This window comes from Streptomyces sp. SID12501 (genome assembly GCF_010550245.1).
Taxonomy (GTDB): domain Bacteria; phylum Actinomycetota; class Actinomycetes; order Streptomycetales; family Streptomycetaceae; genus Streptomyces.
This window is the reverse complement of record NZ_JAAGLU010000011.1, coordinates 101,954-122,110: the sequence shown is the minus strand read 5'-3', so window position 1 is coordinate 122,110 and position 20,157 is coordinate 101,954. Positions and strand designations below refer to the sequence as shown.

The 20,157-nt window shown below is 70.2% G+C and carries 18 protein-coding genes; 17 read left to right on the top strand and 1 reads right to left on the bottom strand.

The features are described from left to right. The first annotated feature begins 93 nt into the window (after positions 1-93). The 3 genes from G3I71_RS15310 to nusB are packed head-to-tail and all read left to right on the top strand — an operon-like array spanning position 94 to position 2,260. Positions 94-1,203, top strand: coding sequence for an aminopeptidase P family protein (locus G3I71_RS15310; RefSeq protein ID WP_164315021.1), 1,110 nt, complete (start codon positions 94-96; stop codon positions 1,201-1,203). Between the two features lie 59 nt (positions 1,204-1,262). Further along, positions 1,263-1,829, top strand: coding sequence for an elongation factor P (gene efp / locus G3I71_RS15305; protein ID WP_006382090.1), 567 nt, complete (start codon positions 1,263-1,265; stop codon positions 1,827-1,829). Positions 1,830-1,831: 2 nt separating this feature from the next. Further along, positions 1,832-2,260 (top strand): transcription antitermination factor NusB, encoded by a 429-nt coding sequence (gene nusB / locus G3I71_RS15300; protein WP_164315018.1) that lies wholly within the window; start codon positions 1,832-1,834, stop codon positions 2,258-2,260. A 258-nt stretch (positions 2,261-2,518) separates the two neighbouring features. Here nusB and bldD read toward each other — a convergent pair whose 3' ends face one another. Further along, entirely contained in the window at positions 2,519-3,019 is a 501-nt protein-coding gene (gene bldD, locus G3I71_RS15295; RefSeq protein WP_003956405.1) for a transcriptional regulator BldD, read from the bottom strand. A gap of 265 nt (positions 3,020-3,284) precedes the next feature. Here bldD and pyrR point away from each other — a divergent pair, with 265 nt between their 5' ends. The 14 genes from pyrR to G3I71_RS15225 all read left to right on the top strand — a co-directional run bounded on the left by pyrR (position 3,285) and on the right by G3I71_RS15225 (position 20,074). After that, positions 3,285-3,866 (top strand): bifunctional pyr operon transcriptional regulator/uracil phosphoribosyltransferase PyrR, encoded by a 582-nt coding sequence (gene pyrR / locus G3I71_RS15290; protein ID WP_164315016.1) that lies wholly within the window; start codon positions 3,285-3,287, stop codon positions 3,864-3,866. Positions 3,867-3,957: 91 nt separating this feature from the next. Further along, complete coding sequence (locus G3I71_RS15285; protein WP_164315014.1) at positions 3,958-4,935, top strand: aspartate carbamoyltransferase catalytic subunit; 978 nt, start codon at positions 3,958-3,960, stop codon at positions 4,933-4,935. 5 nt (positions 4,936-4,940) lie between these two features. Next, positions 4,941-6,227: a dihydroorotase gene (locus G3I71_RS15280; RefSeq protein ID WP_164315012.1), complete on the top strand. Its 1,287-nt coding sequence runs from the start codon at positions 4,941-4,943 to the stop codon at positions 6,225-6,227. Next, positions 6,224-6,811 (top strand): hypothetical protein, encoded by a 588-nt coding sequence (locus tag G3I71_RS15275; protein ID WP_343242965.1) that lies wholly within the window; start codon positions 6,224-6,226, stop codon positions 6,809-6,811. Before G3I71_RS15280 ends, G3I71_RS15275 begins: the two co-directional genes overlap by 4 nt. Then, positions 6,808-7,965 carry a glutamine-hydrolyzing carbamoyl-phosphate synthase small subunit gene (carA, locus tag G3I71_RS15270; RefSeq protein WP_164315010.1) on the top strand — a complete coding sequence of 386 codons (1,158 nt, stop codon included), beginning with the start codon at positions 6,808-6,810 and terminating at the stop codon, positions 7,963-7,965. Before G3I71_RS15275 ends, carA begins: the two co-directional genes overlap by 4 nt. Continuing rightward, positions 7,958-11,266 carry a carbamoyl-phosphate synthase large subunit gene (gene carB, locus G3I71_RS15265; protein ID WP_164315008.1) on the top strand — a complete coding sequence of 1,103 codons (3,309 nt, stop codon included), beginning with the start codon at positions 7,958-7,960 and terminating at the stop codon, positions 11,264-11,266. Before carA ends, carB begins: the two co-directional genes overlap by 8 nt. A 78-nt stretch (positions 11,267-11,344) precedes the next feature. Further along, positions 11,345-12,451 (top strand): quinone-dependent dihydroorotate dehydrogenase, encoded by a 1,107-nt coding sequence (locus G3I71_RS15260; RefSeq protein ID WP_164315006.1) that lies wholly within the window; start codon positions 11,345-11,347, stop codon positions 12,449-12,451. After that, on the top strand, positions 12,448-13,293 hold the full coding sequence (gene pyrF / locus G3I71_RS15255) for an orotidine-5'-phosphate decarboxylase (RefSeq protein ID WP_164315004.1): 846 nt from the start codon (positions 12,448-12,450) through the stop codon (positions 13,291-13,293). Before G3I71_RS15260 ends, pyrF begins: the two co-directional genes overlap by 4 nt. A gap of 276 nt (positions 13,294-13,569) precedes the next feature. Continuing rightward, positions 13,570-13,893, top strand: a complete 324-nt coding sequence (locus G3I71_RS15250; protein WP_164315001.1) for an integration host factor — start codon at positions 13,570-13,572, stop codon at positions 13,891-13,893. Between the two features lie 36 nt (positions 13,894-13,929). Continuing rightward, positions 13,930-14,523, top strand: coding sequence for a guanylate kinase (gmk, locus tag G3I71_RS15245; RefSeq protein ID WP_164314999.1), 594 nt, complete (start codon positions 13,930-13,932; stop codon positions 14,521-14,523). A gap of 38 nt (positions 14,524-14,561) precedes the next feature. After that, on the top strand, positions 14,562-14,834 hold the full coding sequence (gene rpoZ / locus G3I71_RS15240) for a DNA-directed RNA polymerase subunit omega (RefSeq protein ID WP_006382157.1): 273 nt from the start codon (positions 14,562-14,564) through the stop codon (positions 14,832-14,834). Positions 14,835-14,957: 123 nt separating this feature from the next. Beyond that, positions 14,958-16,160, top strand: coding sequence for a bifunctional phosphopantothenoylcysteine decarboxylase/phosphopantothenate--cysteine ligase CoaBC (gene coaBC, locus G3I71_RS15235; protein WP_164314996.1), 1,203 nt, complete (start codon positions 14,958-14,960; stop codon positions 16,158-16,160). A 258-nt stretch (positions 16,161-16,418) separates the two neighbouring features. Further along, the gene (gene metK, locus G3I71_RS15230; RefSeq protein WP_164314994.1) at positions 16,419-17,627 is read left to right on the top strand and encodes a methionine adenosyltransferase; all 1,209 of its coding nucleotides are present in this window, start codon (positions 16,419-16,421) and stop codon (positions 17,625-17,627) included. Between the two features lie 260 nt (positions 17,628-17,887). Further along, entirely contained in the window at positions 17,888-20,074 is a 2,187-nt protein-coding gene (locus G3I71_RS15225) for a primosomal protein N' (RefSeq protein ID WP_164314992.1), read from the top strand. The last annotated feature ends 83 nt before the right edge of the window (positions 20,075-20,157 follow it).

Here is a 20,157-nt window from a genome sequence, read left to right as displayed (position 1 = left end):
CGGGGGAGGCTGTCCAGGCCTGCCCCGGCCGGGCACCGCCCAGTCGGCTCTCTCCGAACGGCGGCGATCCGGCCGCGCTCTTACGCTCGGGGCATGTCAGAGGTTTACGCGGCGCGCAGAGCGCGGCTTCGGGAGCGGATTCACGCGGGCGGCAGTGCGGGAGCGCTGGTCTCCCGCGCCGCCAATGTGCGGTACCTCGCGGGGGCGGCCCCGCAGGGAGCCGTACTGCTGCTGGGAAAGCGTGAGGACCTGCTCGTGTGGGCGGGGCCCGAGGACGACCGGCCCCCCGAGGGCAGCCGTCCGGACGAGGCCCTGCGCGTGCACGCGCTGTCCGCGGCCGACGGTGATCCGGCCGTCGCCGCCGCGGATCTCGCCGCCGCCCAGGGCGCCGAGTCCCTCGCCGTCGAGGAGCATCATCTGACCGTGGCCCGGCATCGCGCCATCGGCTCCGTCGCGCCCCGGCTGCGCCTCGCGGACCTCGGCGGCGCCGTCGAGCAGCTCCGGCTGGTCAAGGACGAGGAGGAGATCGCCTGTCTGCGGATCGCCGCCGAGATCACCGACCAGGCCCTCGGCGAGCTCCTGGAGTCCATCCTCGTCGGGCGTACGGAGCGGCATCTCGCCCTCGAGCTGGAGCGGCGGCTCGTCGATCACGGCGCCGACGGGTCCGCCTTCGCGACCGCCGTCGCCACTGGGCCCCACTCCGGCCGCAGAGGGCACCGGCCCACGGATCGGCGCGTGGAAGAAGGAGACTTCCTCTCTGTTTGTCTCGGCGCCGTCTATCGCGGATACCGCTGTGAAATCGGCCGCACGTTCGTCATCGGGACCTCGCCGGCCGACTGGCAGATCGAGCTCTACGACCTCGTCTTCGCAGCCCAGCGCGCTGGACGGGAGGCCCTGGCGCCCGGCGCCGCCTACCGTGACGTGGACCGCGCGGCACGCCAGGTACTGGACTCCGCGGGGTACGCGGACCGCCTTCCGGAGCTCACCGGACACGGTGTCGGGCTCGAAATCGACGAGGACCCGCAGCTCGCCCCCGCGGCCATGGGTAAACTGGACGCTTGCGTGCCGGTCACCGTCGAACCGGGGGTCCACCTCCCGGGCCGGGGCGGTGTCCGGATCGATGACACGCTCGTCGTACGCCCTGAGGCGGACGGCGGACCCGAGCTACTCACCATCACGACCAAGGAACTGCTCGCGCTCTAGCTTCGAGCTGTCGCGGCTGCCCCGGGGTCGTCCACGTCAGTCCAGGAGATTCCGCAACCGTGGCTTCCACGAACGACCTCAAGAACGGCCTGGTGCTCAAGCTCGACGGAGGCCAGCTCTGGTCCGTCGTCGAGTTCCAGCACGTCAAGCCCGGCAAGGGCCCGGCCTTCGTGCGCACCAAGCTGAAGAACGTGCTCTCCGGCAAGGTCGTCGACAAGACCTTCAACGCCGGCGTCAAGGTCGAGACGGCCACTGTCGACAAGCGCGACATGCAGTTCTCCTACATGGACGGCGAGTACTTCGTCTTCATGGACATGGAGACCTACGACCAGCTCATGGTGGACCGCAAGGCCGTCGCCGACGCCGCCAACTTCCTGATCGAGGGCTTCACCGCCACGGTCGCGCAGCACGAGGGCGAGGTGCTCTTCGTCGAGCTGCCGGCCGCCGTCGAGCTCGTCATCCAGGAGACCGAGCCGGGTGTCCAGGGCGACCGCTCCACGGGCGGCACCAAGCCGGCCACGCTGGAGACCGGCCACCAGATCCAGGTCCCGCTCTTCATCACCACCGGTGAGAAGATCAAGGTCGACACCCGCACGAGCGACTACCTCGGCCGGGTGAACAGCTAACCGTGGCTGCCCGCAACACGGCCCGCAAGCGCGCCTTCCAGATCCTCTTCGAAGGCGACCAGCGCGAGGCCGATGTCCAGACGGTCCTCGGGGACTGGATCCGGCTCTCCCGGGACGACACCCGCCAGCCCCCGGTCAGCGAGTACACGATGCAACTCGTCGAGGGCTACGCGCAGCACGCGCGGCGCATCGACGAACTGATCTCGCAGTACTCGGTCGGCTGGACGCTCGACAGGATGCCGGTCGTCGACCGCAACATCCTGCGCCTCGGTGCGTACGAGCTGATCTGGGTCGACGAGACCCCGGACGCCGTCGTCCTCGACGAGATGGTGCAGCTGGCGAAGGAGTTCTCCACGGACGAGTCGCCCTCGTTCGTCAACGGGCTCCTGGGCCGGTTCAAGGACCTGAAGTCCACGCTGCGCCGCGAATAGCTCCGCTGGATACGCCGGGGAACTGCGGTCGTATGTGATCTGCGGGCCGCCTGTGGCTGGTCGCGCAGTTCCCCGCGCCCCTTCGGGCGCGGACCTCGCCGGAGGGCCCACAGCGACACGCTGTGGGCCCTCCGGCGTTCACCTGCCTGTACCCCTGGGGCCCTCCGGGCCCGCAAAAAGCCGCCGGGGTGGCCGGAACCCATAGGTTCCGGCCACCCCGGCGGCACGTTTCTGCTCAACGGCCGAAAGCCGTCGGGTTCAGCTCTCCTCGTGGGAGACGGCGCGGCGCGCGTCCGCGTCCAGGACGCCCCAGCTGATCAGCTGCTCGGTCAGGACCGAGGGCGACTGGTCGTAGATGACGGCGAGCGTGCGCAGGTCGTCCTGGCGGATCGACAGCACCTTGCCGTTGTAGTCGCCGCGCTGCGACTGGATCGTCGCGGCGTAGCGCTGCAGGGGGCCCGCCTTCTCGGCCGGCACATGGGCCAGCCGCTCAAGGTCGAGGACGAGCTTCGGCGGCGGCTCGGCGGCTCCGCCCGGCGTGGTGCCCGGCAGCAGCTCCTGCACCGGAACCCCGTAGAAATCCGCCAGCTCGGCGAGGCGCTGCACGGTCACGGCACGATCGCCGCGCTCGTACGAACCGACCACGACCGCCTTCCAGCGTCCCTGGGACTTCTCCTCGACACCGTGGAGGGAAAGGCCCTGCTGGGTGCGGATCGCCCGGAGCTTGGCCCCGAGCTGTTTGGCGTATTCGCTGGACATATAGCTCCCGGACACAGTGTCGACGTGCGGACGAGCCGCGCGGCTGGTGACTCACTGTGAGGTTACGCAGCGTTACTCTTTCCCGTCAAGCCGAACGATCCCGCCCGGCCCTCCCATGCGGGGCGACGTGCGGTTACGGCAGTCGGGTGACGCGTGACGCCAGGCGGGTGATCAGGTGCGTTGCGCGTACTGGTACCGTAGCTGGCGCAATTCCGACGTCCTTTAATGATCCGTCCTGTGAGGCGGAGAAGGAGGTCCGTTTCCTATGGACTCTGAGCAGGACAAGCAGCAGTACGAGGCCGACGCGCGGCCCGTTCTGGAAGCCCCCGACATCGCGCGGGTGCTGACCCGCATCGCCCACGAGATCGTCGAACGCGCCAAGGGCGCCGACGACGTGGTGCTCCTCGGCATTCCGACCCGGGGCGTCTTCCTCGCCCAGCGGCTAGCCGCCAAGCTGGCGGAGATCACCGGCCGCAAGATCCCGGTCGGCTCGCTCGACATCACTATGTACCGCGACGACCTGCGCATGCACCCACCGCGCGCGCTGGCCCGCACCGACATCCCCGGTGACGGCCTCGACGGCAGACTGGTCGTCCTCGTCGACGACGTGCTCTTCTCCGGCCGCACCATCCGCGCCGCCCTCGACGCCCTGAACGACCTCGGGCGCCCGCGCGCGGTGCAACTCGCCGTCCTCGTCGACCGCGGGCACCGCGAACTGCCCATCCGCGCCGACTACGTCGGCAAGAACCTCCCCACGTCGCTGCGGGAGACGGTCAAGGTCCAGCTCGCCGAGGAGGACGGTCGGGACACCGTGCTGCTCGGAGTGAAGCAGACCGCCCAGCAGTAGCACGCGTGCGCGTGCGGCCCCGCGCCGTACGTCCCCTCGCGATGCCCCTGACTGCCCGGAATCTCCTGAACTTCCTTACGGAGCCTGAAAGATGCAGCGTCATCTCATCTCGGCCGCCGACCTCACCCGCGACGACGCCGTCCTGATCCTCGACACCGCCGAGGAGATGGCCCGGGTCGCCGACCGGCCGATCAAGAAACTGCCGACCCTGCGCGGCCGTACCGTCGTCAATCTCTTCTTCGAGGACTCGACGCGGACCCGGATCTCCTTCGAGGCCGCCGAGAAGCGCCTGTCCGCGGACGTCATCAACTTCACCGCCAAGGGGTCGAGCGTCTCCAAGGGCGAGTCCCTGAAGGACACCGCCCAGACCCTCGAAGCCATGGGCGTCGACGCGGTCGTCATCCGGCACGGCGCCTCCGGGGCCCCGTACCGGCTCGCCACCTCCGGCTGGATCGACGCGGTCGTCATCAACGCCGGTGACGGCACCCACCAGCACCCCACGCAGGCCCTGCTCGACGCCTTCACCATGCGGCGCCGGCTGGTCGGCCGGGACGCGGGCATCGGCCAGGACCTCGCCGGCAAGCGCGTCACCCTGGTCGGCGACATCCTGCACAGCCGCGTCGCCCGCTCCAACGTCGACCTGCTGCACACCCTCGGCGCCGAGGTCACCCTGGTCGCCCCGCCGACCTTGGTGCCGGTCGGCGTCGAGAGCTGGCCCTGCGAGGTCTCGTACGACCTGGACAGCACCCTTCCGAAGTCCGACGCGGTGATGCTGCTGCGGGTGCAGCGGGAGCGCATGAACGCCGCGTTCTTCCCGACCGAGCGCGAGTACTCGCGGCGCTACGGCCTCGACGGCGACCGCATGGCGCGGATGCCGGAGCACGCCATCGTGATGCACCCCGGGCCGATGGTCCGCGGTATGGAGATCACCGCCGAGGTCGCCGACTCGGAGCGCTGCACCGCCATCGAGCAGGTCACCAACGGTGTCTCCATTCGGATGGCCGTGCTCTATCTGCTGCTCGGCGGCAACGAACCAGCCGTCACCCACACCCGTACCGAGGAGAAGTAAGACACATGGGCAAGATCCTTATTCGTGGTGCGCGGGTGCTCGGTGGCGAGCCGCAGGACGTCCTGATCGACGGCGGGACCATCGCCGCCGTCGGCGCCGGGCTTTCCGACGAGGGTGCCGAGGTCGTCGAGGCCGACGGGAAGGTGCTGCTGCCGGGGCTCGTCGACCTGCACACGCATCTGCGTGAGCCGGGGCGCGAGGACTCCGAGACCGTGCTGACCGGCACCCGGGCGGCGGCGAGCGGCGGTTTCACGGCGGTGTTCGCCATGGCCAACACCTTCCCGGTCGCCGACACCGCCGGTGTGGTCGAGCAGGTCTACCGGCTCGGGCAGGAGCACGGCTACTGCGACGTGCAGCCCATCGGCGCGGTCACCGTCGGCCTGGAGGGCAAGAAGCTCGCCGAGCTGGGCGCCATGCACGAGTCGGCGGCCGGTGTCACCGTTTTCTCCGACGACGGCAAGTGCGTCGACGACGCCGTGATCATGCGGCGCGCCCTGGAGTACGTGAAGGCCTTCGGCGGGGTCGTCGCCCAGCACGCGCAGGAGCCGCGGCTGACCGAGGGCGCCCAGATGAACGAGGGTGTGGTGTCGGCCGAGCTGGGGCTCGGGGGGTGGCCCGCCGTCGCCGAGGAGTCGGTCATCGCGCGTGATGTGCTGCTCGCCGAGCACGTCGGGTCGCGGGTCCACATCTGCCATCTGTCGACCGCCGGGTCCGTCGAGATCATCCGCTGGGCCAAGTCCCGGGGTATCGACGTCACCGCGGAGGTGACCCCGCACCACCTCCTCCTCACCGACGAGCTGGTCCGGACGTACAACCCGGTCTACAAGGTCAACCCGCCGCTGCGCACCGAGCGCGATGTACTGGCCCTGCGCGAGGCGCTCGCCGACGGCACCATCGACATCGTCGCCACCGACCACGCCCCGCACCCGCACGAGGACAAGGACTGCGAGTGGGCCGCCGCCGCCATGGGCATGGTCGGCCTGGAGACCGCGTTGTCAGTGGTCCAGGAGACGATGGTGGACACCGGACTGCTGGACTGGGCGACCGTCGCCGACCGCATGTCCTTCGCCCCCGCGCGCATCGGGCGGGCGACGGGCCACGGCCGCCCCGTCTCGGCAGGTGAGCCCGCCAACCTCACGCTCGTCGACACGGCATACCGTGGGTCGGTGGACCCCGCGGGCTTCGCCTCCCGCAGCCGCAACACCCCGTACGAGGGCCGTGAGCTGCCGGGCCGTGTCACGCACACGTGGCTCCGGGGCAAGGCCACGCTCGTCGACGGGAAGCTCGCGTGACATCACTGCCGCATTTGACGTACGTCGCCGCCGAACAGAAGTCGGCGGAGGTGACCGACTGGGCCGCCCGGGTGGGCTGGCTGGTGGGGCTCGCGCTCTTCGTCGCGCTCATCTACTGGCTGATGCGCGAGGGCTGGAAGTGGCGCGGCACGCTCCAGGGCGATCTGCCCGAGCTGCTCGTCGCGCCGGACGAGCCCGGGGCGGCGACACTGACTGTGCTGTCGATGAGTGGCCGCTACCACGGCTCCACCACCGCCGGTCAGTGGCTCGACCGCATCGTGGCGCACGGCCTCGGCACCCGCAGCAGGGTCGAGCTGACACTGACGGACGCGGGACTGGACGTCGTACGCCCCGGCGCTGCCGACTTCTACGTCCCCCTGGAGGCCCTGCGCGAGGCCCGGCTCGACAAGGGCATCGCGGGCAAGGTCCTCACCGAGGGCGGCCTGCTGGTCGTCACCTGGGAGCACGGCGGCAAGCTGCTGGACTCCGGGTTCCGCTCCGACCGCGCGGCCGAGCACAACGAGTGGGTCCGCACCCTGAACCAGATGATCAACAAGACGACGGAAACGGAAGGCGCACGATGACGACCTCCACCCGGGGAGCCACGAAAACTCCCGCCGTACTCGTCCTGGAGGACGGCCGGATCTTCCGCGGTCGCGCCTACGGGGCCGTGGGGGTGACCTTCGGAGAGGCCGTCTTCTCGACCGGTATGACCGGCTACCAGGAGACCCTCACCGACCCGTCCTACCACCGCCAAGTGGTCGTGATGACCGCCCCGCACGTCGGTAACACCGGCGTCAACGACGAGGATCCCGAGTCGCAGCGGATCTGGGTCGCGGGCTATGTCGTACGGGACCCCGCGCGCGTGCCCTCCAACTGGCGCTCGCGGCGCTCCCTCGACGAGGAACTGCGCAACCAGGGCGTGGTCGGCATCTCCGGCATCGACACGCGCGCGTTGACGCGTCATCTGCGGGAACGCGGCGCCATGCGCGTCGGTATCTTCTCCGGCAACGCGCTGCCCGACGACGGCACCATGCTCGCCGAGGTGCGCCAGGCCCCGGAGATGACGGGCGCCGACCTCTCGGCCGAGGTCGCCACCAAGGAGACGTACGTCGTCCCCGCGATCGGCGCCAAGAAGTACACGGTCGCCGCCATCGACCTCGGTATCAAGGGCATGACCCCGCACCGGATGGCCGAGCGTGGCATCGAGGTGCACGTACTGCCCGCCACGGCCACCGTGGAGGACGTGTACGCCGTCAATCCCGACGGTGTGTTCTTCTCCAACGGACCCGGCGACCCGGCCACCGCGGACCACCCGGTAGCCGTCATGCGGGCGGTCCTGGAGCGCGGCACGCCGCTGTTCGGCATCTGCTTCGGAAACCAGATCCTGGGACGGGCGCTCGGCTTCGGCACGTACAAGCTGAAGTACGGCCACCGGGGCATCAACCAGCCCGTGCAGGACCGTACGACCGGCAAGGTCGAGGTCACCGCGCACAACCACGGCTTCGCCGTGGACGCGCCGCTCGACCGGGTCTCCGAGACGCCGTACGGGCGCGCCGAGGTCTCGCACGTCTGTCTGAACGACCAGGTCGTGGAAGGGCTCCGGCTGCTCGACCGGCCCGCGTTCAGCGTTCAGTACCACCCCGAGGCGGCAGCGGGCCCGCATGACGCCGCCTACCTGTTCGACCGCTTCACGTCTTTGATGAGCACAGTCCAGATGGAGGGCCAGCGTGCCTAAGCGCACCGATATCCAGTCCGTCCTGGTCATCGGCTCCGGCCCGATCGTCATCGGCCAGGCCGCCGAGTTCGACTACTCCGGCACCCAGGCGTGCCGCATCCTGCGCGCCGAGGGCATCCGGGTCATCCTGGTCAACTCCAACCCGGCGACGATCATGACCGACCCGGAGATCGCCGACGCGACCTATGTCGAGCCGATCACCCCCGAGTTCGTCGAGAAGATCATCGCCAAGGAGCGCCCCGACGCGCTCCTGCCCACCCTGGGCGGCCAGACGGCCCTGAACACCGCGATCTCCATGCACGAGCAGGGTGTCCTGGAGAAGTACGGTGTCGAGCTGATCGGTGCCAACGTCGAGGCGATCAATAAGGGCGAGGACCGCGACCTCTTCAAGGGCGTCGTCGAAGCCGTCCGCGCGAAGATCGGGCACGGCGAGTCCGCCCGTTCGGTCATCTGCCACACCATGGACGACGTGATCGCGGGCGTCGACACCCTCGGCGGCTACCCGGTCGTCGTCCGGCCATCCTTCACCATGGGCGGCGCCGGCTCCGGTTTCGCCCACGACGAGGAGGAGCTGCGCCGCATCGCCGGCCAGGGCCTGACCCTGTCTCCGACCACCGAGGTGCTCCTGGAGGAGTCCATCCTCGGCTGGAAGGAGTACGAGCTGGAGCTGATGCGCGACAAGAACGACAACGTCGTGGTCGTCTGCTCCATCGAGAACTTCGACCCCATGGGCGTGCACACCGGCGACTCGATCACCGTGGCGCCCTCGATGACGCTGACCGACCGCGAATACCAGCGCCTCCGGGACATCGGCATCGCGATCATCCGCGAGGTCGGGGTCGACACCGGCGGCTGCAACATCCAGTTCGCGATCAACCCGGACGACGGCCGCGTCATCGTCATCGAGATGAACCCGCGCGTGTCACGTTCCTCGGCCCTCGCCTCCAAGGCGACCGGCTTCCCGATCGCCAAGATCGCCGCAAAGCTGGCCGTCGGCTACACCCTCGACGAGATCCCGAACGACATCACGGAGAAGACCCCGGCTTCCTTCGAGCCGACGCTCGACTACGTCGTGGTCAAGGCTCCGCGGTTCGCCTTCGAGAAGTTCCCGAGCGCCGACTCCACGCTGACGACCACCATGAAGTCGGTCGGCGAGGCCATGGCCATCGGGCGCAACTTCACCGAGGCCCTCCAGAAGGCGCTGCGGTCGCTGGAGAAGAAGGGCAGCCAGTTCACGTTCGTCGGCGAGCCCGGCGACAAGGCGGAGCTGCTGACGGAGTCCGTACGGCCGACCGACGGGCGCATCAACACCGTCATGCAGGCCATCCGCGCGGGCGCCACGCCCGAGGAGGTCTTCGAGGCCACGAAGATCGACCCGTGGTTCGTCGACCAGCTGTTCCTGATCAAGGAGATCGCGGACGAGCTGGCAGAGGCGGAGCGGCTGAACCCCGAACTCCTGGCCGAGGCCAAGCGGCACGGTTTCTCCGACCAGCAGATCGGCGAGATCCGGGGCCTGCGCGAGGACGTCGTGCGCGAGGTGCGGCACGCGCTGGGCGTGCGTCCGGTGTACAAGACGGTCGACACCTGCGCCGCCGAGTTCGCGGCGAAGACGCCGTACTTCTACTCCTCGTACGACGAGGAGACGGAGGTCGCCGCGCGCGAGAAGCCGGCCGTGATCATCCTCGGCTCCGGCCCCAACCGCATCGGCCAGGGCATCGAGTTCGACTACTCCTGCGTCCACGCCTCCTTCGCGCTGAGCGACGCCGGCTACGAGACCGTGATGGTCAACTGCAACCCGGAGACCGTCTCCACGGACTACGACACCTCCGACCGCCTGTACTTCGAGCCGCTGACCCTCGAGGACGTGCTGGAGATCGTCCACGCGGAGTCCCTGGCGGGTCCGGTCGCGGGTGTGATCGTGCAGCTCGGCGGCCAGACCCCGCTGGGCCTCGCGCAGGCACTCAAGGACAACGGCGTACCGATCGTGGGCACCCCGCCCGAGGCCATCCACGCCGCCGAGGACCGGGGCGCCTTCGGCCGGGTCCTCGCGGAGGCCGGTCTCCCGGCCCCCAAGCACGGCACGGCGACCACCTTCGCCGAGGCCAAGGCGATCGCGGACGAGATCGGCTACCCGGTCCTCGTACGCCCGTCGTACGTCCTCGGTGGGCGCGGCATGGAGATCGTGTACGACGAGACCCGGCTGTCGTCCTACATCGCCGAGTCGACCGAGATCAGCCCCTCCCGGCCGGTCCTGGTCGACCGCTTCCTCGACGACGCGATCGAGATCGACGTCGACGCCCTGTACGACGGTGAGGAGCTGTACCTCGGCGGCGTCATGGAGCACATCGAGGAGGCCGGTATCCACTCCGGCGACTCGGCGTGCGCGCTGCCCCCGATCACCCTGGGCGGCTTCGACATCAAGCGGCTGCGGACCTCGACCGAGGCCATCGCGCGCGGGGTCGGCGTCCGGGGTCTGATCAACATCCAGTTCGCGCTGGCCGGCGACATCCTCTACGTCCTGGAGGCCAACCCGCGCGCGTCCCGCACGGTCCCCTTCACCTCGAAGGCGACCGCGGTGCCGCTGGCGAAGGCCGCCGCCCGGATCTCGCTCGGTGCGACCGTCGCCGAACTGCGAGCCGAGGGACTGCTGCCGGCGACCGGCGACGGCGGCGAACTGCCCCTGGACGCGCCGATCTCCGTCAAGGAGGCCGTCATGCCCTGGAACCGCTTCCGCGACACCTCCGGGCGCGGTGTCGACACCGTGCTCGGCCCGGAGATGCGGTCCACCGGCGAGGTCATGGGCATCGACTCCGCCTTCGGCACGGCGTACGCCAAGTCGCAGGCGGGGGCGTACGGCCCGCTGCCGACGAAGGGGCGCGCCTTCATCTCGGTCGCCAACCGGGACAAGCGCTCGATGATCTTCCCGGCCCGTGAACTGGTCGCCCACGGCTTCGAGCTGCTCGCCACCTCCGGCACGGCCGAGGTCCTCAGGCGCAACGGCATCAACGCGAGGGTCGTCCGCAAGCAGAACGAGGGCACGGGTCCAGGCGGCGAGAAGACCATCGTCCAGCTCATCCACGACGGCGAGGTCGACCTCATCGTCAACACGCCGTACGGCACCGGAGGCCGCCTCGACGGCTACGAGATCCGTACGGCGGCCGTGGCGCGGTCCGTGCCCTGCCTGACGACCGTCCAGGCGCTCGCCGCGGCCGTCCAGGGCATCGACGCCCTCAAACAGGGTGACGTGGGCGTGCGCTCGCTCCAGGAACACGCCGAACAGCTGACCGCGGCCCGCGACTAGCAGCCCTGAGGGGGACACCGGAAACGGTGTCCCCCTCTTCATGAGGCCTCACCGCGAGGCCGTAGCGAGGACACCACCATGTACAAGCTGTTCTTCCGACTGGTCTTCAAACGGATGGACCCCGAAGAGGCCCATCACCTCGCCTTCCGCTGGATCCGCCTCGCCGCCCGCGTCCCCGTGCTGCGGACGTTCGTCGCCGCCGCCCTCGCGCCCCGGTACGAGGAACTGCGCACCGAGGCCTTCGGGCTGCGGATGCACGGGCCCTTCGGGCTCGCGGCCGGCTTCGACAAGAACGCGGTCGCGATCGACGGGATGTCGATGCTCGGCTTCGACCACGTCGAGATCGGCACGGTCACGGGGGTGCCGCAGCCCGGCAACCCCAGGAAGCGGCTGTTCCGCCTTGTGCCGGACCGGGCGCTCATCAACCGCATGGGATTCAACAACGAGGGTTCGCTGGCCGTGGCGGCCCGTCTGGCGAGCCGGGAGGCGGTCGTCCGGACCGTCGTCGGCGTCAACATCGGCAAGACCAAGGCCGTCCCCGAGGGCGAAGCCGTCGCCGACTACGTGAAATCGACCGAGCGGCTCGCCGCGTACGCCGACTACCTCGTCGTCAACGTCAGCTCGCCCAACACGCCCGGACTGCGCAACCTCCAGGCCACCGAGGCGCTGCGCCCCCTGCTGACCGCCGTCCGCGAGGCCGCCGACCGTACGGTGACCGCGCGCCGCGTACCGCTCCTGGTGAAGATCGCGCCCGACCTCGCCGACGAGGACGTGGACGCCGTAGCCGACCTCGCCGTCGAACTCGGCCTGGACGGGATCATCGCCACGAACACCACCATCGCGCGCGAGGGACTCGGCCTGACCTCCGAACCCACTCTGGTCAAGGAAACCGGAGGCCTCTCCGGCGCACCCCTGAAGGCACGCTCCCTGGAGGTCCTGAGCCGCCTCTACGCGCGCGTGGGCGACCGGATCACCCTGGTGGGCGTCGGCGGCATCGAGAACGCCGAGGACGCCTGGCAGCGCATCCTGGCCGGCGCCACGCTCGTACAGGGCTACAGCGCCTTCGTATACGAGGGCCCTTTCTGGGGACGCGCCATCCACAAAGGGCTCGCCGCCCGCCTCCGTACGAGCCCGTACGCCACCCTCGCCGACGCGGTCGGCGCCGACGTAAGGAAGACCGTATGACAGTCCTGGAACCCTTCGGTGCCCGGCTGCGCCGCGCCATGGACGAGCGCGGCCCGCTCTGTGTCGGCATCGACCCGCACGCCTCCCTGCTCCTCGACTGGGGGCTGAACGACGATGTCACCGGCCTGGAGCGGTTCAGCCGCACCGTCGTCGAGGCGCTGGCCGGGCGCGTCGCGGTGCTGAAGCCGCAGAGCGCGTTCTTCGAGCGGTTCGGGTCGCGCGGCGTCGCCGTACTGGAGAAGACGGTCCAGGAGGCGCGGGAGGCCGGCACGCTGGTCGTGACGGACGCCAAGCGCGGCGACATCGGCTCCACCATGGCCGCGTACGCCGAAGCCTTCCTGGAGAAGGGCGCCCCGCTGTTCTCGGACGCGCTCACCGTCTCGCCGTATCTCGGCTACGGCTCCCTGCAGCCGGCGGTCGACCTCGCGCGGGAGAGCGGCGTGGGCCTGTTCGTGCTGGCGCTGACCTCCAACCCCGAGGGCGGTCAGGTGCAGCACGCCGTCCGCGAGGACGGGCTGAACGTCGGAGCGACCATGCTGGCGTACCTCGCCGCGGAGAACGCGGGGGAGCGGCCCATGGGTTCCTTCGGCGCGGTCGTCGGAGCCACGCTCGGCGACCTCTCGTCCTACGACCTCGACATCAACGGACCCATCCTGGCGCCCGGAGTCGGTGCGCAGGGGGCGACCCCGGCCGATCTTCGGGGGGTGTTCGGCGCGGCGCTGCGGAACGTGGTTCCGAACGTCAGCCGGGGTGTTCTGCGTCACGGTCCCGAACTCGTCGCCCTGCGGGACGCGTCGGACCGCTTCGCGGACGAGATCCGGGCCGCGGTGGCCGCCACCTGAGCATTCGCACAGTTCGGCGAAGTCCTCCGATGAGTGACTTCCGGACGCCCTGAGACTGAATACATTCTCAAATCCAGGGCAGTTTGACCGAAATATCCGACCTGGTGAAGGCTGACCAGGACTTTTCCGCTGTTCTCGCTGACTCTGGCGGACTTGGCCGCTAGTCTCCGACCAGAGCCAACGAGCGAGCGTGTTGCTCGTAGCTCACCAGGTGAGGGGCGATCAGGTTCCTCACCGGTCCGTATCCGACAGTTCGACATCCGAGGTGACGTAGGCGTGGCTCTTCCGCCCCTTACCCCTGAACAGCGCGCAGCCGCGCTCGAAAAGGCCGCCGCGGCTCGCCGGGAGCGGGCCGAGGTCAAGAATCGACTCAAGCACTCCGGCGCCTCCCTTCACGAGGTCATCAAGCAGGGTCGCGAGAACGACGTCATCGGCAAGATGAAGGTCTCCGCGCTGCTCGAATCGCTCCCGGGCGTGGGCAAGGTCCGCGCCAAGCAGATCATGGAGCGACTCGGTATCTCCGAGAGCCGCCGAGTGCGTGGCCTTGGCTCCAACCAAGTCGCCTCCCTGGAGCGCGAGTTCGGCAGCACCGGCTCCTGAGTCCTGGCACCCCGGGATTCCTGGAATAATCGCCGCATGGCTGCAACATTCCGGGGGACGACCCCCGAGCCCCCGGACGTACGTCCGCGGCTGACCGTGCTCTCCGGCCCCTCGGGCGTCGGTAAGAGCACGGTCGTCGTCCATATGCGCAAGGCACACCCCGAGGTGTGGCTCTCGGTGTCGGCGACGACCCGAAAGCCACGCCCCGGTGAGCGGCACGGCGTCCACTACTTCTTCGTCACCGACGAGGAGATGGACAAGCTGATCGCCAACGGCGAGCTCCTGGAGTGGGCCGAGTTCGCGGGCAACCGCTACGGCACGCCGCGTGCGGCCGTGCTGGAGCGGCTGGAGTCCGGCGAGTCGGTCCTCCTGGAGATCGATCTCCAGGGCGCCCGGCAGGTCCGTGAGTCCATGTCGGACGCTCTGCTGGTGTTCCTGGCTCCTCCCTCCTGGGAGGAGCTGGTGCGCAGACTGACCGGGCGGGGCACCGAACCGCCCGAGGTGATCGAACGTCGCCTGGACGCGGCCAAGATCGAACTGGCCGCCGAGCCGGAGTTCGACGAGACCCTGGTCAACACCTCTGTCGAGGACGTAGCACGCGAACTGCTAGTCTTGATGGAAGTTGTGTGATCGTTTTCGATCCCATCCCACCTTTCGGAAGGCAGAGCGTGTCCTCTTCCATCTCCACGCCCGAGGGCATCATCAACCCTCCGATCGACGAGCTCCTCGAAGCCACCGACTCGAAGTACAGCCTGGTGATCTACGCGGCCAAGCGTGCCCGCCAGATCAACGCGTACTACTCGCAGCTCGGCGAGGGCCTCCTTGAGTACGTCGGTCCGCTCGTGGACACCCATGTCCATGAGAAGCCGCTCTCTATCGCCCTGCGTGAGATCAACGCGGGTCTGCTGACGTCCGAGGCCGTTGAGGGCCCCGCGCAGTAGTATTTTCAACTTTCGGCTCACTTATCCACAGGCCCGACAGGGGGCACCTCCCAGCGTTAGCTGGGGGAGCGACTGTCGGGCCTGTGGTGTGTCATGGACGCGTACCGAGTCAGGGGAGGCCCGATGGGCAAGCCGAAGGTCGTACTGGGGGTCAGTGGCGGCATCGCCGCGTACAAGGCCTGTGAGCTGCTGCGGAGACTGACGGAGTCCGGCCACGACGTCCGCGTGGTCCCCACCGCGTCGGCCCTGCACTTCGTCGGAGCCGCGACCTGGTCCGCGCTCTCCGGCCACCCCGTCTCCACAGAGGTCTGGGACGACGTCCACGAGGTCCCGCACGTCCGTATCGGCCAGCAGGCCGACCTGGTCGTCGTGGCCCCGGCGACCGCCGACATGCTCGCGAAGGCGGCCCACGGTCTCGCCGACGACCTGCTCACGAACACCCTCCTCACCGCCCGCTGTCCGGTCGTCTTCGCCCCCGCCATGCACACGGAGATGTGGGAGCACCCGGCCACCCGGGAGAACGTGGCGACGCTGCGCCGCCGGGGCGCCCTCGTCATCGAACCGGCCGTGGGGCGCCTCACCGGCGTCGACACGGGCAAGGGACGCCTGCCCGACCCGGCCGAGATCTTCGAGGTCTGCCGCCGGGTCCTGGCCCGGGGCGTGACGGAACCCGACCTCGTCGGCCGGCACGTCGTCGTCAGCGCCGGCGGCACCCGTGAGCCCCTCGACCCGGTCCGCTTCCTCGGCAACCGCTCCTCCGGCAAGCAGGGGTACGCGCTCGCCCGTACGGCCGCCGCGCGGGGCGCCCGCGTCACCCTGATCGCCGCGAACACTGGCCTGCCGGACCCGGCCGGCGTGGACGTCGTGCCCGTGGGGACGGCCGTCCAACTGCGCGAGGCCGTGCTCAAGGCAGCCGCGGACGCCGACGCCGTGGTGATGGCCGCGGCGGTCGCGGATTTCCGTCCGGCGGCCTACGCGACCGGAAAGATCAAGAAGAAGGACGGCGAGGACCCCGAACCCGTCGTCCTGGTCCGGAATCCGGACGTTCTCGCGGAGATCTCGGCCGACCGCGCCCGAGCGGGCCAAGTGGTCGTCGGCTTCGCCGCCGAGACGGACGACGTCCTCGCCAACGGCCGTAAGAAGTTGCGACGCAAGGGGTGCGACCTGCTCGTCGTGAACGAGGTGGGGGAGCGCCGGACCTTCGGTTCGGAGGAGAACGAGGCCGTCGTGCTGGGCGCCGACGGCAGCGAGACCCTTGTGCCGCACGGGCCGAAGGAGGCATTGGCCGAGGTCGTATGGGATCGGGTAGTCGGCCGCCTGGAGTGAATGTCGGTGAATGTTCCTGCCGCCCCGACAGACCCCTAACATCCCCCTGTCTCGTGCTTCGGGGCGTGGCGCCCTCTGGCGCCCACCGCTCGTGGTGGGCAGAATGCCCGTGTCGCAGGTCACGACGCTTCCGAGAGGCGAGACGGATGGGCCGATGGCCGAGTGCGACCGATAAACTGTTCCTGGACGACACCGGGCGCAGCTCCCGAGCCGTCCGCCAATGATCAGCCAGCAGCCGCTGCAACCACAGGGAGCGTTGTGTCCCGTCGCCTTTTCACCTCGGAGTCCGTGACCGAAGGTCACCCCGACAAGATCGCTGACCAGATCAGCGACACCATTCTCGACGCGCTTCTGCGCCAAGACCCCACGTCCCGAGTCGCCGTCGAGACGCTGATCACCACCGGCCTGGTGCATGTGGCCGGAGAGGTCACCACCAAGGCCTACGCGCCCATCCCGCAACTGGTGCGCGACAAGATCCTGGAGATCGGCTACGACTCCTCCAAGAAGGGCTTCGACGGCGCCTCCTGCGGAGTGTCCGTGTCGATCGGCTCGCAGTCGCCGGACATCGCGCAGGGCGTCGACACGGCGTACGAGCAGCGCGTCGAGGGCGATGAGGACGAACTCGACAAGCAGGGCGCTGGCGACCAGGGCCTGATGTTCGGCTACGCGACGGACGAGACCCCGGAGCTGATGCCGCTCCCGATCCACCTCGCGCACCGTCTCGCGCGCCGCCTGTCCGAGGTCCGCAAGAACGGGACGATCCCGTACCTGCGCCCCGACGGCAAGACTCAGGTCACCATCGAGTACGACGGTGACAAGGCGGTCCGGCTGGACACGGTCGTCGTCTCCTCGCAGCACGCGAGCGACATCGATCTGGACTCCCTCCTCGCCCCCGACATCCGCGAGTTCGTGGTGGAGCACGAGCTCAAGGCCCTCCTCGAGGACGGCATCAAGCTGGAGACCGAGGGCTACCGCCTGCTGGTCAACCCGACCGGCCGGTTCGAGATCGGCGGCCCGATGGGCGACGCGGGCCTCACCGGCCGCAAGATCATCATCGACACGTACGGCGGCATGGCCCGGCACGGTGGCGGTGCCTTCTCGGGCAAGGACCCGTCCAAGGTCGACCGCTCCGCTGCGTACGCGATGCGCTGGGTCGCCAAGAACGTCGTCGCCGCGGGCCTCGCCTCGCGCTGCGAGGTCCAGGTCGCGTACGCGATCGGCAAGGCCGAGCCGGTGGGCCTGTTCGTGGAGACCTTCGGCACGGCCAAGGTCGACGCCGACAAGATCGAGGCCGCGATCACGACGGTCTTCGACCTTCGTCCGGCCGCGATCATCCGCGACCTCGACCTGCTGCGCCCGATCTACGCCCAGACGGCGGCGTACGGTCACTTCGGCCGCGAGCTGCCCGACTTCACGTGGGAGCGGACGGACCGCGTGGAGGCGCTGCGGAAGGCTGTCGGTCTGTAAGGCCCACAGCGGACTGCTTGATCGATCGTTGAGGCCCGGTGTCCTGTAGAGGGCGCCGGGCTTCGCCGTGTCGGGAAATGACTGGCGGGGTGGGGGCGCGGGTTCCTACTATGGTGCTCTCCCGGTGCGCAGGCCGCGGTTACTTCGGTGGAGTACGTCCCTTGGGCGTGCGGTGAATCTGGAATTTCGTGCCGCTGCCGACTTGATCTCGGGAGTTCGGACGCCGCCCGTTGTCAGTGGCGTTTGGTAAGAATGCAGGCGTGAGCAGCGAGAACGGGCAGGGGAGCGGCGGGGACCGGAGGGCCGATGGGGCGGCGCCGCCCGAGCAGCTTGCGTTGATTCGGGAGAGTGTGCGGCAGGCCAAGGCGCCGCGGGCCAAGCCGCGGACCTGGCGGGGGGCCGCGCTGGCCAAGGAGTTGCCCGTCGCGCGGGTCCTGGTCGACAAGGGTGTGCTGCATCTCGACCGGTACTTCGACTACGCCGTACCCGAAGAGCTGGATGCCGAGGCGCAGCCCGGGGTGCGGGTGCGGGTCAGGTTCGGAGCCGGGCGGCATCGGGTGCGGGACGGGCGCCGTGAGGGCGGGGGGCTGATCGACGGGTTCCTTGTCGCGCGGCTCGCCGAGTCCGACTACTCCGGGCCACTGGCCGCGCTGGCACAGGTCGTGTCCCCCGAGGTCGTGCTGAGCGAGGAACTGCTCTCGCTGGCTCGGGCCGTCGCCGATCGGTACGCGGGGAGCCTTGCCGACGTGCTGCAACTGGCCGTGCCACCGCGCAACGCCCGGGCGGAGAAAGCGGCCTCGGCCGTGGCTCTGCCCGTCACCGGGGCGCCGGACGCCGGCACCTGGGGGCGGTACGAGCGGGGGGGCGCGTTTCTCGAGGCGCTCGCCTCCGGGGGTGCGCCGCGTGCCGTGTGGAACGCCCTGCCCGGGCCCCAGTGGAGCGAGGAGCTGGCGCGGGCCGTCGGTGCGACCCTCGCCTCCGGGCGCGGGGCGCTCGTCGTCGTGCCGGACGGACGGGCCGTCGCGCGGGTCGACGCAGCCCTGACCGCCCTCCTGGGTGAGGGGCGGCACGCCGTGCTCACCGCCGACGCCGGGCCCGAGAAGCGGTACCGGGAGTGGCTCGCCGTGCGGCGGGGTGCCGTACGGGCCGTGGTCGGGACCCGGGCCGCCATGTTCGCGCCCGTCCGGGATCTGGGGCTCGTCGCGATCTGGGACGACGGCGACGACAGCCACAGTGAGCCGCACGCCCCGCAGCCGCATGCGCGCGAGGTGCTGTTGCTGCGGGCCGCGCAGGACAAGTGCGCATTTCTGCTGGGGAGTTGGAGCTGCACGGTCGAAGCCGCGCAGCTGGTCGAGAGCGGGTGGGCCCGGCCGCTGGTCGCCGGGCGGGAGCAGGTGCGGGCGGCTGCTCCGCTCGTCCGTACCGTCGGCGACGGGGATTTCGCACGGGACGAGGCCGCCCGGGCCGCGCGGCTGCCGACCCTCGCCTGGCAGGCGGTGCGGGAGGGGCTGAAGCACGGCCCGGTGCTGGTACAGGTGCCCCGGCGGGGATACGTACCGCGGCTGGCCTGCGATCGATGCCGGGAACCGGCCCGGTGCCGGCACTGCGCCGGGCCGATGGAGGCGCGGGAGGCCGGGGCGCCGTGGTGCGCGTGGTGCGGGCGGGAGGAGACCGGCTGGCACTGTCCGGAGTGCGGCGGGTTCCGGCTACGGGCGCAGGTCGTGGGCGCGCGGCGGACCGCCGAGGAGCTGGGGCGGGCGTTTCCGGCCGTGCCGGTGCGGACCTCCGGGCGTGAACATGTGCTGGACACGGTGCCGGGGACGCCCGCGCTCGTCGTCAGCACGCCCGGCGCCGAGCCCGTCGCCGAGGGCGGGTATGCGGCTGCCCTGCTGCTGGACGGCTGGGCCATGCTCGGGCGCCCCGACCTGCGGGCCGGGGAGGATGCGCTGCGGCGGTGGATGGCGGCTGCGGCCCTCGTCAGGGGGCAGGGCGTGCGAGGAGAGGGTGCGCCGGGGGGGACGGTCGTCGTGGTCGCCGAGCCCACCCTGCGGCCCGTGCAGGCGCTGGTGCGATGGGATCCCGTCGGGCATGCCGTGCGGGAGCTCGCGGAGCGCGCCGAGCTCGGGTTCCCGCCGGTGTCCAGGATGGCATCCGTCGCCGGGACCGCGGAGGCCGTCGCCGGGTTCCTCTCGGGAGCCGAACTGCCGGGGGACGCGCAGGTGTTGGGGCCGGTGCCGATGCCGGTCACGCCGGCGGGACGGCCCCGGCGGGCGGGCGCGCCTCCGCCGGGGGAGCACTGGGAGCGGGCGTTGGTCCGGGTGCCACCGGGGAGCGGGTCCGCGCTGGCCGCCGCGCTGAAGGCTGCCCAGGCCGCGCGGATGGCTCGCGCGGGGCGGGGCGGGGAGGAGAGCGTGTGGGTGCGGATCGATCCGCCCGACATCGGGTGAGAAGGGGTTGGTGGGGGACTGCAGGTCAGCTGGGGTGGAGCTGAAGGCCCGGTGGGGATCGGGCGTTGGGCGAGGGCCGGCGG

Excerpts from the sequence above, each read along its gene's own strand:
- G3I71_RS15310 (WP_164315021.1), top strand. The coding sequence starts at position 94 with ATGTCAGAGGTTTACGCGGCGCGCAGAGCGCGGCTTCGGGAGCGGATT.
- bldD (WP_003956405.1), bottom strand. The coding sequence starts at position 3,019 with ATGTCCAGCGAATACGCCAAACAGCTCGGGGCCAAGCTCCGGGCGATC.
- pyrR (WP_164315016.1), top strand. The coding sequence starts at position 3,285 with ATGGACTCTGAGCAGGACAAGCAGCAGTACGAGGCCGACGCGCGGCCC.
- G3I71_RS15285 (WP_164315014.1), top strand. The coding sequence starts at position 3,958 with ATGCAGCGTCATCTCATCTCGGCCGCCGACCTCACCCGCGACGACGCC.
- G3I71_RS15280 (WP_164315012.1), top strand. The coding sequence starts at position 4,941 with ATGGGCAAGATCCTTATTCGTGGTGCGCGGGTGCTCGGTGGCGAGCCG.
- carA (WP_164315010.1), top strand. The coding sequence starts at position 6,808 with ATGACGACCTCCACCCGGGGAGCCACGAAAACTCCCGCCGTACTCGTC.
- G3I71_RS15260 (WP_164315006.1), top strand. The coding sequence starts at position 11,345 with ATGTACAAGCTGTTCTTCCGACTGGTCTTCAAACGGATGGACCCCGAA.
- pyrF (WP_164315004.1), top strand. The coding sequence starts at position 12,448 with ATGACAGTCCTGGAACCCTTCGGTGCCCGGCTGCGCCGCGCCATGGAC.
- gmk (WP_164314999.1), top strand. The coding sequence starts at position 13,930 with ATGGCTGCAACATTCCGGGGGACGACCCCCGAGCCCCCGGACGTACGT.
- coaBC (WP_164314996.1), top strand. The coding sequence starts at position 14,958 with ATGGGCAAGCCGAAGGTCGTACTGGGGGTCAGTGGCGGCATCGCCGCG.